General features: G+C 57.3%; 15 protein-coding genes and 1 pseudogene. 10 read left to right on the forward strand and 6 right to left on the reverse strand.

All coding sequences use genetic code 11. From position 1 onward, the window contains the following. Positions 1–165: 165 nt before the first annotated feature. Both WFN87_RS03580 and WFN87_RS03585 read left to right on the forward strand, forming a co-directional pair. Positions 166–1,125 (forward strand): annotated as a pseudogene (locus WFN87_RS03580) (PLP-dependent cysteine synthase family protein); the annotation flags it as partial. 22 nt (positions 1,126–1,147) lie between these two features. Continuing rightward, a complete protein-coding gene (locus WFN87_RS03585) occupies positions 1,148–2,290 on the forward strand; it encodes a trans-sulfuration enzyme family protein (RefSeq protein WP_336981259.1) in 1,143 nt (380 codons plus the stop codon). A gap of 123 nt (positions 2,291–2,413) precedes the next feature. On the opposite strand, the gene WFN87_RS03590 is transcribed toward WFN87_RS03585, so the two are convergent. Beyond that, positions 2,414–3,070, reverse strand: a complete 657-nt coding sequence (locus WFN87_RS03590; RefSeq protein WP_166863791.1) for a GntR family transcriptional regulator — start codon at positions 3,068–3,070, stop codon at positions 2,414–2,416. A 184-nt stretch (positions 3,071–3,254) separates the two neighbouring features. Here WFN87_RS03590 and WFN87_RS03595 point away from each other — a divergent pair, with 184 nt between their 5' ends. The 7 genes from WFN87_RS03595 to WFN87_RS03625 are packed head-to-tail and all read left to right on the forward strand — an operon-like array spanning position 3,255 to position 10,688. Beyond that, the gene (locus tag WFN87_RS03595; RefSeq protein WP_336981262.1) at positions 3,255–4,748 is read left to right on the forward strand and encodes an ABC transporter substrate-binding protein; all 1,494 of its coding nucleotides are present in this window, start codon (positions 3,255–3,257) and stop codon (positions 4,746–4,748) included. Then, on the forward strand, positions 4,745–5,605 hold the full coding sequence (locus WFN87_RS03600) for an ABC transporter permease (protein WP_336981264.1): 861 nt from the start codon (positions 4,745–4,747) through the stop codon (positions 5,603–5,605). Before WFN87_RS03595 ends, WFN87_RS03600 begins: the two co-directional genes overlap by 4 nt. Beyond that, positions 5,605–6,519: an ABC transporter permease gene (locus tag WFN87_RS03605; RefSeq protein ID WP_336981266.1), complete on the forward strand. Its 915-nt coding sequence runs from the start codon at positions 5,605–5,607 to the stop codon at positions 6,517–6,519. Before WFN87_RS03600 ends, WFN87_RS03605 begins: the two co-directional genes overlap by 1 nt. Then, complete coding sequence (locus WFN87_RS03610) at positions 6,516–7,850, forward strand: M20 family metallopeptidase (protein ID WP_336981268.1); 1,335 nt, start codon at positions 6,516–6,518, stop codon at positions 7,848–7,850. The genes WFN87_RS03605 and WFN87_RS03610 overlap by 4 nt, the downstream gene beginning before the upstream one ends. Positions 7,851–7,886: 36 nt before the next feature. Next, positions 7,887–8,885 carry a 1-aminocyclopropane-1-carboxylate deaminase/D-cysteine desulfhydrase gene (locus tag WFN87_RS03615; RefSeq protein ID WP_336981270.1) on the forward strand — a complete coding sequence of 333 codons (999 nt, stop codon included), beginning with the start codon at positions 7,887–7,889 and terminating at the stop codon, positions 8,883–8,885. Positions 8,886–8,887: 2 nt separating this feature from the next. After that, positions 8,888–9,883 (forward strand): ornithine cyclodeaminase, encoded by a 996-nt coding sequence (locus WFN87_RS03620; RefSeq protein ID WP_336981272.1) that lies wholly within the window; start codon positions 8,888–8,890, stop codon positions 9,881–9,883. After that, a complete protein-coding gene (locus tag WFN87_RS03625) occupies positions 9,873–10,688 on the forward strand; it encodes a sulfurtransferase (protein ID WP_336981274.1) in 816 nt (271 codons plus the stop codon). The genes WFN87_RS03620 and WFN87_RS03625 overlap by 11 nt, the downstream gene beginning before the upstream one ends. Here the strand turns inward: WFN87_RS03625 and WFN87_RS03630 are convergent, their stop codons facing one another. Further along, entirely contained in the window at positions 10,689–12,317 is a 1,629-nt protein-coding gene (locus WFN87_RS03630) for an ABC transporter ATP-binding protein (protein WP_336981276.1), read from the reverse strand. Between the two features lie 151 nt (positions 12,318–12,468). On the opposite strand from WFN87_RS03630, the gene WFN87_RS03635 reads away from it, so the two are divergent. Next, complete coding sequence (locus WFN87_RS03635) at positions 12,469–13,452, forward strand: nickel/cobalt transporter (RefSeq protein WP_336981278.1); 984 nt, start codon at positions 12,469–12,471, stop codon at positions 13,450–13,452. 11 nt (positions 13,453–13,463) lie between these two features. Here the strand turns inward: WFN87_RS03635 and WFN87_RS03640 are convergent, their stop codons facing one another. From WFN87_RS03640 to patD, 4 genes are all read right to left on the reverse strand, one after another. After that, a complete protein-coding gene (locus tag WFN87_RS03640; RefSeq protein WP_008461495.1) occupies positions 13,464–13,637 on the reverse strand; it encodes a GhoT/OrtT family toxin in 174 nt (57 codons plus the stop codon). Positions 13,638–13,719: 82 nt separating this feature from the next. Continuing rightward, entirely contained in the window at positions 13,720–14,448 is a 729-nt protein-coding gene (locus tag WFN87_RS03645; protein ID WP_336981280.1) for a YnfC family lipoprotein, read from the reverse strand. A gap of 131 nt (positions 14,449–14,579) precedes the next feature. Continuing rightward, positions 14,580–15,026, reverse strand: coding sequence for a peptidoglycan-binding protein LysM (gene lysM, locus WFN87_RS03650; RefSeq protein ID WP_008461492.1), 447 nt, complete (start codon positions 15,024–15,026; stop codon positions 14,580–14,582). A gap of 67 nt (positions 15,027–15,093) precedes the next feature. Continuing rightward, positions 15,094–16,518: an aminobutyraldehyde dehydrogenase gene (gene patD / locus WFN87_RS03655; RefSeq protein WP_336981282.1), complete on the reverse strand. Its 1,425-nt coding sequence runs from the start codon at positions 16,516–16,518 to the stop codon at positions 15,094–15,096. Positions 16,519–16,721: the final 203 nt, after the last annotated feature.

The following is a 16,721-nucleotide window of genomic DNA, read 5'->3' on the forward strand; positions in this document are numbered from 1 at the left end:
GTTTAGCCATCCCCCATTCCGGACATCCGAACGGCTTTCCTTCCCTACCGCCAGAGCAGCACATTATATTACTTTCCGATCTAAACCACGGGTTTATGTTCTTTAGAAGCGTCAATTCGCCGCCCTATCATTCCATACATGAACACTTTTCATGTTGAGAGAACGATGATTGCGGATTCCGTCCTGGACCTGATAGGCCACACCCCGCTGCTGCGGCTCAATCACCTTGATACCGGCCGCTGCGAGCTGCTGCTTAAGCTGGAAAACCAAAACCCCGGCGGTTCAATTAAAGACCGCGTTGCCCTGTCGATGATCGAACATGCCGAGCGCAGCGGTAAGCTGCAGCCGGGGGGCACGATTATTGAAGCCACAGCGGGCAACACCGGGCTGGGGCTGGCGCTGATTGCCACGCAAAAAGGCTACCCGCTGATTCTGGTGGTGCCGGACAAAATGAGCCAGGAAAAGATTTTCCACCTGCGAGCGCTGGGCGTGGACGTGCGCCTGACCCGCTCGGACGTCACTAAAGGCCACCCTGAATATTACCAGGATTACGCCCTGCGGCTGGCGGCAGATATCCCGGGCAGCTATTACATCGATCAATTTTCTAACGCAGCAAACCCGCTGGCCCACACCAGCGGCACGGCCGTTGAGCTTTGGGAGCAAACCGGGGGCCACATTGACGCCATCGTCGTAGGCGTCGGCTCCGGCGGCACGCTGGGCGGCCTGCAGCAGTTTTTCCACCAGCATTCCCCGCAAACCGAGTTTGTGCTGGCCGATCCCTGCGGCTCCATTCTTGCCGATGTGGTTGAGCACGGTAGATATGGCGAAGTGGGCAGTTGGCTGGTGGAAGGCATCGGTGAAGACTTTGTGCCATCGCTTGCCGACTTTGAGCGCGTCCAGCACGCATACCGGATCAGCGACCGCGAAGCGTTTTCCACGGCCCGTGAATTGCTAACCCACGAAGGCATCCTGGCGGGTTCTTCAACGGGCACCCTGCTCGCCGCCGCCTTGCGCTATTGCCAGGCACAGAACACGCCGAAACGCGTGGTCACCTTCGCCTGCGATAGCGGTAACAAATATTTATCAAAAATGTTTAACGATCAATGGCTCAGCCAGCAAAACCTGGCGTAACTATTAAGGAAAATTCATGAATAAATTTGCTACCCAGAGCGTGCACAGCGGTACTTTCGAGGATGCACACGGCGCGGTGATGCCACCGATTTATGCCACATCGACTTTTGCCCAACCGGCACCTGGCCAGCATACCGGTTTTGAATACTCGCGCAGCGGCAACCCCACCCGCCAGGCGCTGGAAACGGCGATTGCCGAACTCGAAGGCGGCCAGCGGGGTTACGCGTTTGCTTCTGGCCTCGCGGCTATCTCAACCGTGCTCGAGCTATTGGACAGCGGCAGCCATATTATCGCCGTTGACGACGTGTACGGCGGCACCTGGCGACTGGTTGAAAACGTGCGCAAACGCAGCGCCGCGCTCCAGGTAAGCTGGGTAAAGCCTGACGATCTCGACGGGCTGCAGGCGGCCATTCGGCCTGAAACACGCATGATTTGGGTGGAAACCCCCACCAATCCGCTGCTTAAGCTGGCAGACCTGGCGGCGATTGCGGATATCGCCAAACGCCATCGCCTGATAAGCGTGGCCGACAACACCTTCGCTTCGCCTGCGCTTCAGCGCCCGCTGGAGTCCGGGTTCGATATCGTGGTGCACTCGGCCACCAAATACCTGAACGGCCATTCTGATGTTGTCGCCGGGCTGGCGGTGGTCGGCGCTAATGACGACCTGGCGCAGCAGCTGGGTTATTTGCAAAATGCGGTCGGCGGCGTGCTCGACCCGTTCAGCAGTTTCCTGACGCTGCGGGGCATTCGTACTCTGGCGCTGCGCATGGAACGCCACAGCAGCAACGCGCTCCAGCTGGCAGAGTGGCTTCAGACGCATCCTGAGGTAGAAAAAGTCTATTTCCCATGGCTGGAGACTCACCCGCAGCATCAGCTTGCACGCCAGCAAATGTCGCAGCCTGGCGGCATGATTTCTATTGTGGTTCGCGGGAATGAAAAGCGGGCCGAGGAAGTGATCCGTAAGCTGAAGCTGTTTACGCTCGCCGAAAGCCTGGGCGGCGTGGAAAGCCTGGTCAGCCAGCCCTTCGGCATGACCCATGCTTCTATCCCGCTCGAACAGCGTTTAAGTAACGGCATTGTGCCGCAGCTAATTAGATTGTCAGTGGGGATTGAAGATGCCGGAGACTTGCAGGCCGATCTCGCGCAGGCGCTGAGTTAGCCGAACGCCAATTAATGCTGCCATAAATATAAATGATGGCCTTTTGCTGGCTCTGAGCACATCCAGAGTAATACAAAAGGCCATTTATTTGCTGTGCGTTAATAAATTAAAGACGTTTAGTCTTTAACCAAAGTACTGTCGGCGTAAAATATCTGCCCCGTCGTCTATCGCTTTATGAATTGCTTTCACGCTGCGCTTTTCATCTTTTTCGGCCAGGGCTTCCAGCAGATCGTCGTAATTATGATGCCCCTGAGTCATTTCTTCCGACTGCGGGTACAGATAATTAAAACATGGTCCAATGCGCACCCAAAGCTGCTCAATTAATACGGTAAGCGTTGGCATCTCGGCGTACTCAAACAGCTGGAAACGAAACTCCCGATTGGCCTGCAGCGCCGCCTCAACGCTGATATGTTTCGCTTCAAGAAACGCATCGCAAAGCTGCTGCAAACGGGCGAGTTTGGTTTTATCCATGTAACGCGCCGCCTGCTCTACCGCCATACCCTCCAGATTTTTACGGATGGTTGTAATTTCGTGGTAGCGCCCCAGAGAAATTTCAGGCACCAAAAAAGCCTGCGCCGGCGTCGCGTCCAGTGCGCCAGAAGAAACAAGACGCAACAGCGCTTCACGCACCGGCGTAATGCTGGTGCCAAGCTGCTCTGCAATCTCTTTGGTCACTAATCTTGCGCCGGGTTTTAAGGTTCCCACGATCAACGCACTCTTTAACCTGCCCTCGACTTGCATGGTTAAACTCATTCTTTGCGCTTTTTCTAAGTCAAGCATGTTTATTTCCTATAGCAAAATAACTACTTTGTATTTGCAGTTTAATAACTGGCTTGTCATCAATGGAGTATATAGGATATATCATGTACTCTTACCACAAATTTATACCACCATGCGAATTAACCTGACGAAACATTCGATATCCGTCAATAATTTAGACGGTAACGTATAGGGATTGACTACAATGAAAGCATCTGGCCGTAAGCTCGCAACTCTGGCTGTATTAATTAGCCTGGTAACCCCCTTTAGCTACGCAAGTGAATTAGTTATAGCCCAACCGGCTTCCGCCACCGCGATGGATCCCGGTTTTCTTAAAGAAGCCGCCACCCTGGTGGACAATATTTTCGATACGCTGGTCCTGCGCGATAAAAACATGCAGCTCCAGCCAGGTCTTGCCACCTCCTGGAAAGCGCTGGATGACACGACCTGGCAATTCGACCTGCGCCCCGGCGTTACTTTCACCAACGGTGAACCCGTTAACGCGGCGGCAGTGAAATTCTCTATTGACCGCATTCTGGACCCGGCCAACCACGCGCCAACCATCTCTTACATCCGCACCATCAAGTCGGTAGAAGTGACCGGCGACTATCAGGTTCGCATTCACACTGACGGCCCTGATCCGCTGCTGCCAACCCGTATGAGCCGTTATCCGACCTACATCGTGCCGCCTGCCTATGTAAGTAAAGTCGGTGCTGCGGAATTTGCACGAAAACCTATTGGTAGTGGAGCATATACATTAAAAGAATTTATACCAGATGAACGTGTCATTATGCAGGCTAATCCACATTATTGGCGTGGAAAACCTACAATTGACCAGGTGACATGGCGCCCAATCCCGGAAGCGACTGCCCGCATTACCGCCCTGTTAACAGGAGAAGTACAGCTGGTTGACAGCGTCCCTGCTGACCTCGTTTCTACGTTGAAAAATAAACCGGGCATTCATCTTGAGCAGGTGAAAGGCGGCGGATTGACTATTTATCTCGGCCTGAAGAATGGTGAGAAACCTTTAAGTGATGCGCGGGTTCGCCAGGCGCTGTCGCTGGCGCTGAATCGTCAAGCCTATACCACCCAGCTGCTGCACGGTTTTGGTACGCCAACCGGTACCATGGCTGGCGCCAAGGACTTTGGTTACCTCAATGTTCCGGCCCCTGAGCAGGACATCGCCAAAGCTAAAGCCTTGCTTAAGGAAGCGGGTTACCCGGACGGCTTCACGCTGAAATTCCAGGCGCCGCGTCGCTATATCGCCAGCGCCGAAGTGGCTCAGGCGATTGTGCAGGACTTGGCTGCCATCGGCGTGAAGGCGCAGCTTGAGGTGCCTGAGTGGTCCGTCTATACCCAGCAGGTGGCTTCCGGTAAACAGGCGGAAATGTACATGCTGGCGTGGGGCTCAACCCAAACCCTGGATGCCGATGCCGCGCTGTACCCTATCCTGCACTCCGGCGAGCCTTACTCCACGGTCAGCAACCCTGAACTGGATAAACTGCTGAACGCCAGCCGCTCAACGGTAGATGCGAAGAAGCGTGAAGTTATCCTGCAGGATATCCAGAAAGTTGTCGCCAAAGAGCAGCCGCTGATCCCGCTGTACCGCGAGGATTCTCTGTATGCCAACAGCGACAGCCTGAACTTTACCGGTCGCGCCGACGCCCGCATCCCGCTGTATGATTTGAGGCTGAAATGATTTTTCCCGGACGCGCCCTGACCCGTCGCACTCGCCGCCTGATCTCAGGTGACGGGGCGCTGGGGGGCTTATTGCTTGGCATCGTGATCCTGCTGGCACTGGTGGCCCCGTGGCTGCCCTTGCCCGACCCGTTAACCAACAACCTGGCGGATACCTTCCTGCCGCCGGGCAGCGAAACGGCAAGCGGGATGCACTGGCTCGGCACCGATCAGCTCGGGCGCGATTTGCTGGCAAGGATCCTGGCGGGTACCCGCCTATCCCTGACGGTGGTGTTACTGGCGGCGGCAATTGCCGCCGTTATCGGCACCCTGCTGGGCATGCTGGCAGGCTATGTTGGCGGCTGGCTGGATGCCGTTATCATGCGCCTGATGGACATCCAGCTGGCGGTGCCGTTTATTCTGCTAATTTTGCTGGTGATGGCGCTGTTCGGCACTTCACTGGAAAACATTATTCTGATCATGGGCGTGACCAGTTGGGCGATTTACGCCCGCGTGGCGCGCGCCAAAACGCTCGAGTTACGCGAACTGGAATACATCGAAGCCGTTCGCGCCATGGGCTTTTCCACGCCGCGTATTCTGCTGCGACATATTCTGCCTAACCTCGCCACGCCGCTGGTTGTTCTGCTGACGCTGGATATTCCAAGGCTGATTGTCCTCGAAGCCTCCATTGGCTTTCTCGGGATGGGGATCCAGCCGCCAACGCCTACGCTCGGCAACCTGATTGGTGAGGGCCGTTCCTACATGCTGCTGGCGGAATGGCTGGTGCTGTGGCCGGGGCTGATTATCGCGGCGCTGGTGGTCGGCTGTAACCTGCTCGGCGACAGCCTGCTGCGTAAAACCCACACGAGGCTCGACTGATGCTGCGCTATATTCTTTCCCGCTTAGCGCAGGCCGTGCTGGTGATGTTTGGCGTCTCACTGCTGATCTTTTACAGCCTGCACCTGACCGGCGATCCTGCCGCGGTGATGATGCCGCCCGGCTCTTCCCAGCAAGAAATAGACAACTTCCGCCACGCAATGGGTTTTGACCGTCCGCTGCTCTGGCAATACGGCCATTACCTGACCGGCCTGCTGCACGGCGACCTTGGCCTGTCGCTCCGCTATGATCAGCCAGTGACCGAACTTATCGCCCAGCGCGTGCCTGCCACGCTGCTGCTGGCCGTTTCTGCCCTGGCGTGGAGCACCCTGGTTGGCCTGCTGCTTGGCCTGGTGAGTGCGGTCTGGCGCAACAGCGTTTGGGACTTACTCGCCCGCCTGTTTGCCTTCAGCGGCCAGGCCGTGCCGGTATTCTGGCTGGGTCTATTGATGATTATCTGGTTCAGCCTGCATCTGCGCTGGCTGCCCTCCAGCGGCTACGGCACCTTCAGCCATCTGATCATGCCCGCCATCAGTCTTGGGGCCTATTACATGAGCGCCATTGCGCGCCTGGTACGTGCCAGCCTGATCGACGTACTGGCTCAGGATTACATCCGCACGGCGCAGGCCAAGGGGCTAAGTTCGTGGCGGATCCTGATTCGCCACGGCCTGCGCAATGCGCTGATCCCGGTCGTCACCGTGCAGGGAATGTATTTCGCTTCCCTGCTGGGCGGCGCGCTGGTCACCGAAATTATTTTTGCCTGGCCCGGCATTGGCCGCCTTGCGGTGCAGGCCATTCAAAACCGTGACTTCCCGCTGGTGCAGGCGATTGTCCTGCTGGCCGCGCTGGTGTTTGTGGTGGTGAACCTAATCATTGATTTGCTGTACGTGGTACTGAACCCGAGGATCCGGCTATGAAGTCACTCGATGCAACGCTGGATCTCCTGCACCAGCTGACGCCTTTCCGAAGCGTGTCGGGCAATATCGACCAGCAGCGCGACCTGGCGCAGTGGCTTGAGCGTTGGTTAACTGAAGAAACTGACGCTGAAGTGCTTTACCCGGTCAGCCAGCAGCTTCAGGACGACGCACCGCCGCTGGTACACGTGCGAATTAATATCGGCTCGCCACGAACCCTCGTGCTGTACAACATGTACGACGTGATGCCCGCCGAAGAAGACGGCTGGGAGGTCGACCCGTTCGTGGGCGGCCTCAAACACTGGTCGGATAAAGGCGATGTGTTTATTTCTCGCGGGGCGGAGAACAACAAAGGCCCGCTGGCAGGCATGCTGAGGGTGGTGCGCGATCTCTATCACTCGGGCCGCCTGCATACCAACGTTGAAATCCTGCTGGAAGGCGAAGAAGAGATTGGCAGCGGCAACCTGCGCCGCTACCTCGCCCGGCAGCCTTGCCCGGTTGCCCCGGCAGAAGCAGTGCTTTTCCCTTCCCTGTGCGAATACGGTGGCGGCGCACCTCGCATATACCTCGGCTTCACCGGCCGCAGCGGTGGCCGCCTGGTAGTCAAAGGCGGCAGCTGGGGCGGCCCGAAAGCGGCAATTCACGCCAGCAACGCCGCATGGATCGATAGCCCGGTCTGGCGACTGGTGCAGGCGTTAAGCACTCTTGCCCCGCCTCACGCCAACGGCGTGCTCGAAACGGGCGAGCTGGACGAAGAAGCCAGCTCCATTCTGGACGACCTCGCGCGGGAATTTAATTTGGCGGACGAACTGACCTTCCGCCGCAGCGAAAAATACGCCATCACTGGCGACAGTTTCAGCAACCTGGCATACCTGCTGGGCAGCGCGGTGCTAAGCGTGTCGGAGATAGCCAGCCTGCCGCGCGGTGCTCAGGGCGTGATCCCTCCGGAAGCCTTCGCCGATGTGGTGTTAAGAACACCGCCCGTCGTCGATGGCGAACGCCTGATGCGGCGCATAAAAGAACAGCTTGCCAGCCCGGCACTTGCCGGAGCGGTGCTCGAACCGGGGGACAGCTACCCCGGCTACCGCTTCAGCATTGATGACGTCGGCGTGCTTGAGCTGATGGCGAGCTATCACCAGCAGCAGGCAAAACCGCAAATCTGGCCCTGGGCGCCAGGCTGCGCCCCGGCCTACGCCTTCGCCCCTGTGGCACCAGCCTTCCTGATCGGCGGCCTGGGCTACGGCGGCAACGCCCACGGCGTGAACGAATTCGTCACGCTCAGGGGCTTACAACGCTACCAACAATCGCTTAATGACTGGCTACTTGCCTTTTAAATACGGCCAGCACCCGGGAACCAGACAGGATAATGCATGAAAAACGTCAATGATTTTGAACGTGTTACGCTCGGATTCTTCCCCACGCCGCTGGAATCTTTACCTCGTCTGAGCGAAACGCTAGGCGTTAACATAAAAATTAAGCGCGACGACTACAGCGGTTTTGGCGGCGGTGGCAACAAAGTCCGCAAGCTGGAGTACCTGATGGCCGAAGCCTGCCGCGAAGGGGTAAAAGTGGTGATAACCACCGGCGGTCACCAGTCTAACCACGCGCGCATGGTCGCGGCAGCCGCCCGTAAATTTGGCATGAAGCCGGTACTGGTTTTACGCGGCGATGAGCCACAGACTTATCAGGGAAATCTCCTGCTGGATAAACTGTTTGGGGCAGAGCTGGAGTTCCTCGACCCGGAAGGCTATTTCACCCAGATTGAAGGCGCGATGCAGGCCCATGCCGATGCGGCCACGGCTCGCGGCGAAAAGCCAATGATCATTCCGCTGGGGGGGGCCACGGCGCTAGGTGCGCTGGGCTATGTTCGCGCCGTTGAAGAGATGGATGCCCAGCTTCGCGCCGCGGGCGAATCTGCCCCGGACGTGATTATCGCCCCCACCGGCTCCGGCGGCACGCTGGCCGGGCTGTATGTCGGCGCTCGCCGTTACTGGCCGAAAACGCAGATTATCGGCGTCAGCGTCAGCGCCAAAGCCGACTGGTTCCAGCCCCGAATCTCCGCCATGGCCGAGGACTGCGCTCGCCTGCTCGACTGGGATCAAACCTGGCAGCCGCAGGATATCCTGATCGAAGACGGATTTGTTGGCAGCGCCTACGGCGTGCCTTCTGACGGCGGCATTGAAGCGATTTATCAGGTCGCGCAGCAGGAAGGCGTGCTGCTGGATCCGGTTTACACTGGTAAAGCGATGCACGGTTTAATCACCCTCGCGAAAGAAGGCCGTATTGCCGCCGGCAGCAGCGTAGTGTTCATGCACTGCGGGGGCTCTCCGGCGCTTTACCCGTTCGCTCAAAAACTTCTGGAGCACTGATCATGCAGATAGTGAACCGTCAGCAGGTGGCCGACCTTGGGGGGAATGATCCGGTACAGGCTCTGCAGGACATCGAGGACACCGTGCGGTTGCTGAGGCGCGGCGAGGCAGCGATGCCCGCCGAAACCCACGTCAACCTCGATACGCCGCTGGGGAAGGTTTACGCCCTCCCGGCCAGGGTCGGCGGGCGGTTCAATGCGACGGGCGTAAAATGGACGGCGCATCGACCTCGCGCCAACGACGGCTATCCACAGGCGATGGCCACCACGCTGGTTAATCGCGCAGACAACGGTTTGCCGATAGGCCTGGTCGAAAGTGGCAGCCTGACCGCGACCCGAACCGCCGCCGTGTCGGCCCTCGCCTTGAAGCTGGCGGCTCCCCGCCGCCCTTCACGTGTTTTATTACTCGGCGCTGGCGTGCAGGCCCGCGCTCATCTCGAGATGCTGGCTGCACATTTTCCCGATCTGGACATGGTCTATTGCTGGAACAAAACGCCGGAGCCTTTCGCCGACATGCTCAGCCATGCCGACAAACTCCCCTGGCCTGTCACCCAGTTTGAAACACTAAACGATGCCCTGCGCCAGCACTGGGACGCGCTGATTACCTGCACCAGCGCCAGCGAGCCGTTTTTACGCCCTGGCATCTGGCGGGCCGGCACCCTGGTGCTGCAAATCGGCTATCACGAAGTGGCCTTTGAGACGATTGCCGCCGCCGACAAGGTCGTGGTCGACCTTTGGGGAGACTTCAAGCTGACCAGCGCCAAAAGCCTGTTTCAAATGTACCGGGCCGGGCTTTTTGATGAGCAAAACGTCTCTGCAGATTTAACAAATTTACTGGTCGATGGCTGGCGGCCTGCGGAAACGGACAAGGTTTATTTCTCTTCTTTCGGCCTCAACGTGTTTGATATCGCCCTCGCCGCCCGCGTTCTAAGCGCTGCTGCCGAACAGGGCAAGGGCAGCAATCTGCCTTTTGGCTGGGAGACCACCGATGCTGATTAACGCGTCGGATCTGGTAAAACGAATCGAGAACGGCGAGATATTCGCGCTGATCGATGTCCGTGAACGAGAAGCCTGGCAAACGGCCTCCCTACCGGGCGCGCTGAATCTTAACGTCTACGACTATTTTGTGTCTGACTCGACCCCGAAAGGTTACGCCGCGATGGCCGGGGCATTTGTTCATGCCTGGCAACAGCTCGGTATCGCGAGCGGGGCTACTCCGGTATTCTTCGAGCAAACCGTAGGCATGCGATCTCCGCGTGGATTATGGTTTTTGTGGTTTGCGCTGGGTGCAGAAGGACTGATTCTGGACGGCGGTGTAGAAGCCTGGGCAGATGCCGGGGGGAAATTAACGCCGGGGAAAGGCCCAGCTGCGATTGTTTCTGACGCCGGAGCCCCTGAATGTCAACCGGCCATGCCTCAGTTGGCCGCCACCCGCGCCGAAACGATCGACGCCGATCCGGCATCAACCCTACTGCTGGATGCCCGCAGGCCAACGGAATATGACGGCAGCTTTGTGCATGAATGCTGCGCGCGAGCGGGACGTATTCCTGGCTCAAAACTGCTTTTCTGGGAAGATGCAGTCGAGCATGGCCGGTTCAAATCCGCTGCAGCGCTGGCAAGCCTTGCCGCCGAAGCCGGATTTACGCCGTCAAAAAGAGTGATTGCCTGGTGCCACCGTGGCGCTCGCGCCGCCACGGTTCTGGTGGCTCTCAAACTTGCAGGTTACCAGGACGTGGCCGTTTACGTCGGCTCCTGGCATGAATGGGCGAGTCACCAGGAATTACCGCTGCTTAGTGGGGAGTAATCACCCCACCTTCCGCAGCTTCAGCGCCTGCTGAATATCCGGCGCGGCGGCAATCAGCTGCCGCGTATATTCATGCTGTGGCTTGTCCAGCACCTGCTTTGTGGCCCCCGTCTCCACAATTTCACCACGATACAGCACCACCACTCTGTCACACGCCTGACGTACGGCGCCAAGGTCGTGGCTGATAAACAGCACGGTCAAACCCAGGCGGTCACGCAGATCGGCGAGCAAGGCGAGGATCTGCCCTCGCACCGAAAGATCTAACGCCGAAACGGCTTCATCGGCCACCAACAGTTCGGGTTCAAGCGCCAGCGCCCGCGCAATGGCAATGCGCTGCCGCTGCCCACCGGAGAAAGCCGACGGCAGACGATTCGCCGCCGCAGCATCCAGCCCGACCAGCTCCAGTAGTTCGCGAACGCGGCTTTGAACTTCCCCCGCGGGTCTCAATTTATGCACGCGCAGCGGTTCGGCAATTTGCTCCCCCACCGGCATTTTGGGATCGAGGCTGGCGTAGGGATCCTGGAAAATAATCTGCGCCCGGCGGCGCATCCCCCGCTGCTGCTCACGGCTGGCGCGACGAACGTCCAGACCATCAAAAATAATGGTGCCGCTGTCGGCCGGAATTAAACCTATAGCCGCCCTGCCGAGCGTCGTTTTACCCGAACCGGACTCGCCGATCAGCCCGACGATCTCGCCTCGTTCGATTTCGAGACTGGTTGGCTTGAGCACGGTCTGGCGGCTGTCCGGGAAAAACGGCAGCGTATGCGCCTGCGGGTAGCTTTTGGTGAGCTGCGACAGCTGCACCAGCGGCGAACGGGTAACGTTTTTGCGCCTGGCGGGCTGAGGCTCCGGCTGAGAAGCGGCAATCAGTCGACGGGTGTAGTCGGCCTGCGGCGCGGTCAGCAGCGTTGGCACATCGCCCTGCTCAACAATATTGCCCTGATACAGCACGCAGGCACGGTCTGCATAGCGAGCCACCACGCTTAAATCGTGGGTGATGAACAGAATGCCCATTGCCATTTCCTGCTGCAGTTCCTGTAGCAAAGTCAGGATTTGCGCCTGAATGGTGACGTCCAGCGCGGTGGTGGGTTCGTCGGCAATCAGAAGCGCAGGTTTGCAGCTAATGGCGCTGGCAATCATCACGCGCTGGCGCATGCCGCCGGAAAGCTGATGAATATACTGTTTTGCCCGCTGCTCAGGGTTCACAATTCCGACCCTGTCCAACAATGCGACCGCCTCACGGTGCGCCTGCTTCCAGCTGAGCTTTTGGTGGCGCACCAGCACTTCCGCAATTTGCTCCCCCACTTTCAGCACCGGGTTCATGCTGCTCATCGGCTCCTGAAAAATCGTGGCGATTTGCTGCCCGCGAAGCTCACGCGGATAGCTTTTCCCTACAGCCGATACAACCTGCCCGTTAAACGTCACGTTGCCGTCCGTTTGCCGCACGCCAGCAGGAAGTAGCCCCATCACCGCCAGCGAGGTTAAGGTTTTCCCTGAGCCTGATTCGCCTACCAGAGCAACAACCTCCCGGCGTGCAACGCTGAATGAAGCGTCCTTCACCAGAGGTTTACCTTCCAGCGTACTGATACAAAGCGAATTAACGGTTAACAGCGGGGTTTGATCGGTCATACGGGTTCCAGACGGGTGCTAACAGCGTGATTTTTGAGACTATAATATCTGCCCCAGTGCGACAAGATGATTTGCTGATAGCTTATTCATTTGGTCTTACTCTCCGGCATTATTTATACTTTAGTCATGCTGACCTGATGTGATTGCCGCCATGACAACTCAAACTTTTCCCCGCCGTTGGGTGCTGCCTGCGGGCTTATTGGCCTTGCTGTTAAGTACCCTGGCGCTGGTGTTTATCAGCCATCACTGGAGCGCTTTTATTCAATGGTGCCTGAGTATGCAGATCAGCCTGCACCGCTACCTGGTCTTCTATTTACTGCAAATCAACAACCACCAGTACATCGGCGGCGTCTGGCTGCTGGTCGGCAGCTTCTTTTACGGCGTACTCCATGCCATCGGCCCCGGGCACGGTAAATTTATCGTCACAACCTACCTCAGTACCAACCAGGAAACGCCTCTCGCCGGACGAGTGGTGCCGTTTCTCGGTAGCCTGATGCAGGGCGTGAGCGCCATCGTATTTGTCTTTGTGCTGGCGATTGCGCTTAATTTGTCCAGCGGCGATCTCAGCGAAAGTCGCTGGTATGTGGAAAAAATAAGCGCGGTGATGATTGGCTGTTTCGGGATTTTTATTGTGCTGAAAGCGCTGCGACAGCAAGCGCCGCTCAGGATGAAATCCTTCACGCCGATAAGCAGTGATGCACCAACGCTGAATCATCATTCACACGATGATCGGTGCGGCTGCGGGCACAACCACGGCGTTGGCTACGATGCCCGGGGCGGCAACTGGCTCACGCACCTGGGCGTCATTCTGGCGATTGGCGCTCGGCCTTGCAGCGGGGCCATCATGATTTTGGTGTTTTCGAATGCGTTGGGATTTATTAGCTGGGGCATTGCCGCGGTGATGACTATGGCTTTCGGTACAGCCCTGTCGATTCTCGGGCTGTCCGTGTTGGTCACCCGCACCCGCGACTCGGTGAGCAAACTCTGGCTTTCGCGCACTCCTACTCAGGTTCGCATTATCACCACCGGGCTGAAAGTGCTTGGCGGCTTGCTGATCGTGCTTTTTGCCGCGGTGCTATTTATCACCACGATTCCCGTTAGCGCCAACGGCGACTTTATCGCGGCAGGCTGTTAGTTCAGAACGGGTTAGAACAGAGAGAACAGCAGCGCGACCGGGAAACTCATCGGCCAGGTGGCGCCAATCAGCACTGAACAAAGCAGCTTAATGCGTTTAGAGTCTTTGGCGAGCAGCCAGGTGATCCCGGCGCAGATTAACGCCATTACGGCGTAAAAAACCAGCATGTGTTGATAAAGCGTCATACAAGGCATTACTACTTGTTAAAATTTTTTGCAGAATATGCTCTTTTTTATGACGCAGATCAAGTTTAGAAACTTTATTTACTCAGTAATAGCTGACTTCCGTCGTCACCTGCTGCCGCTGGGTCTGCTGCGTTTTTCCGATGCCGGTCACCAGCGTGATATCGCAGGCGATGGGCGACAAGTGCTCGTCGTAGCGGCAGTGGCTTTCCATCGTCAGGAACGGCGTTCTCATCGTTTCAGTCACCAGTTTGTAGTCAAACGGACGGCGCTCCGCATCCTCGTAGCTGACTTTGGTTTGCGAAGCCACTTTGTCATTCAGGTAAAAATCGATCTGACGAGGGAGGCCGTTAACATCGTATTCATGGTGAGCGATGCGCTGCCCGCCCGGCATGAAAAAAATATCCTTCAGCAGCCCGCCAGGCCAGTAGGCATATTTCACTTCGCCCAGCTCATCTTTTCTCTTTTTCACCAGACACTGTTCATCAAGCTTGAGGGTTAACGGTTTGCCGTTTTGGGTCCCCGTTAGCGCGTTGCCTTCGCGGTGAAGCTGTAGCACCATTTTTTGCGCCGAGTCTCTGATATCAAGGCTGGTCACACACCCGGTACGGTCTATCTTTAGTCGGTTCTCATAGTTGACTTCCCCTGACGGATGCTTCATGACGGTATGCATTTCGCGCACGTTGCCTGCCGGGGCATTGAAATCAAACATTGTCGCCAGGTTGGCGATAACCGGGTTTCTTGCCGTTTGGGCATAAGCGAAAGAACAGAAAACAAGTGGGATTGCCAGCAGAATGGCTCTTTTCAACGTCATACATCATCCTTGATAGCAGGCCAACACCTCGTCGGCAAATAGCAGAAAATAAACAGATTAATTCTGAGGTTTAACGTGACACTTTACGCGATCCACCAAACAAAACCCACCGAAGTGGGTTTTTAGGGCACTTACAGCTTAGGAATAATCAGTACCTGTCCGGGGTAAATTTTATCCGGGTGGCTTAGCATCGGTTTATTCGCTTCAAAGATGGTGTTGTACTTGTTGGCATCGCCATAGACATGTTTAGAAATGGCGCTCAGCGTGTCGCCTGATTTCACCGTATAGTAAGTGGCTTCCTGCGCAGCATCCGTCGCCTGAATATTATTTTCAACGCTGCTGATACCGGCCACGTTACCTACCGCCACCTGAATTTTTTCTTTCAGCGCCTGAGTCAGCCCGTCTCCCCCGGAGATCACCGCTTTGCCGTTTTCTACGGTAACATTCACTTTGTCAGCGCCCGGAATACCGCTGTTTTTCAAATGCTCCTCAAGCTTGCTGCCCTGCTCGCCTTCGTTCCCCTTCAGCGAGTCCCACAGTTTGGCGCCCGCATCTTTGACAAAATCAAATAATCCCATAGTCTTTTCTCCTGTTTACTGGTCCCTGTAAGCCTGGCAAAAGCAGCCAAAACCGCCAGTCGCAAGCTCAGTGCTTAATCATCACGTGCCGAATAACGGTGTAATCCTCCAGCCCGTAAAGCGACATATCTTTGCCGTAGCCGGACAGTTTTTGCCCGCCGTGTGGCATCTCGCTCACCAGCATAAAGTGCGTGTTCACCCAGGTGCAGCCATACTGCAATCGGGCACTCAGGCGATGCGCCCGGCCCACGTCCTGCGTCCATACCGAAGAGGCCAGGCCGTAGCTGGAGTCGTTGGCCCACGCCAGCACCTGCTGCTCATCGTCAAATTTTGTGACGCTGACGACCGGGCCAAACACCTCTTTTTGCACAATGGCATCGCCCTGCTTAGCCCCGGCCAGCAGCGTAGGCTGGTAGTAATAGCCCTCGCCTGCGACTTTACTGCCGCCGGTAATCACTTTGATATGCGGCAGCACTTTGGCTTCCTCCACGGCTTTACTGACTCGCTCAAGATGTGCCTCTGAACTCAGCGGCCCCAGCTCGGTGCTTTCGTCCTCAGGAGGCCCATATTTGAGACTGGCCACGGCTTCCCCAAGCTGCTCAACCAGCCGGTCGTAAATCCCGCTTTGAGCGTAAACCCGGCAGGCGGCGGTGCAGTCCTGCCCGGCGTTGTAATAGCCAAAGGTGCGCACGCCTTCGACCACCGCCTGTAAATCCGCATCGTCGAACACGATAACCGGCGCTTTGCCGCCCAGTTCCATGTGCGTGCGCTTAATTGACGGGGCGGTGTGGCTAATAATGTGTTCCCCGGTGGCGATAGATCCGGTGAGCGACACCATGCGCACTTTTTCATGCCCGGTCAGCGCATCGCCGACGGTTTGCCCGCGCCCAAACAGCACGTTAATCACGCCCGCCGGGAAGATATCCTTCGCCAGTTCGGCTAGCTTAAACGCGGTCAGCGGCGTAATTTCGGACGGTTTGATTACCACGCAGTTCCCGGCGGCCAGCGCCGGAGCCAGTTTCCAGGCCGCCATCATCAGCGGATAGTTCCAGGGAGCAATAGACGCCACCACGCCGACCGGATCGCGGCGGATCATCGAGGTGTGCCCGCTCAGATATTCTCCGGCGGCCAGGCCGCTCAGGCAACGGCTCGCCCCGGCAAAGAAGCGAAAGACATCCACCACTGCCGGGATCTCATCGTTGAGCACGCAGTGGAAAGGTTTGCCGCAGTTCTGCGACTCCAGCCTGGCGAAGGCTTCCGCGTGTTGCTCGATGGCGTCCGCTAGCGCCAGAAGATGTTCGGCACGTTCTTTCGGCGGCGTCTGCCCCCATGCGGCAAAAGCTTTATCCGCCGCCAGGACCGCATCGTTAACTTGCTGAGCCGTGGCTTCCGCCACCGCCAGCAGCACCTGCCCCGTGGCCGGGTTGTAGACAGGCTGCTTCTCTCCAAGGCCAGCCACAAGCAGGCCGTTAATCAATAACTGACTTTGCATCCCTATCTCCTTTCCCGTTCTGATAATCATGGCCCCAGCGGCGTTCTGGCTTAAAAGGACTGAAGTAAAAAGCATAGCGTCGGCTTGACGGCGGCAGCGGTGCCGGCGGTGATTTTCACCAGGTTGTGATGCACTGCGCAGTAAGCCTGTCCCGGCGCTCCCCTTTGGTATAACAGGCCGCGGCGCAAATGAGGTATCTATTG

Source organism: Cedecea sp. AS113 (genome assembly GCF_037152415.1).
Taxonomy (GTDB): Bacteria; Pseudomonadota; Gammaproteobacteria; order Enterobacterales; family Enterobacteriaceae; genus Cedecea.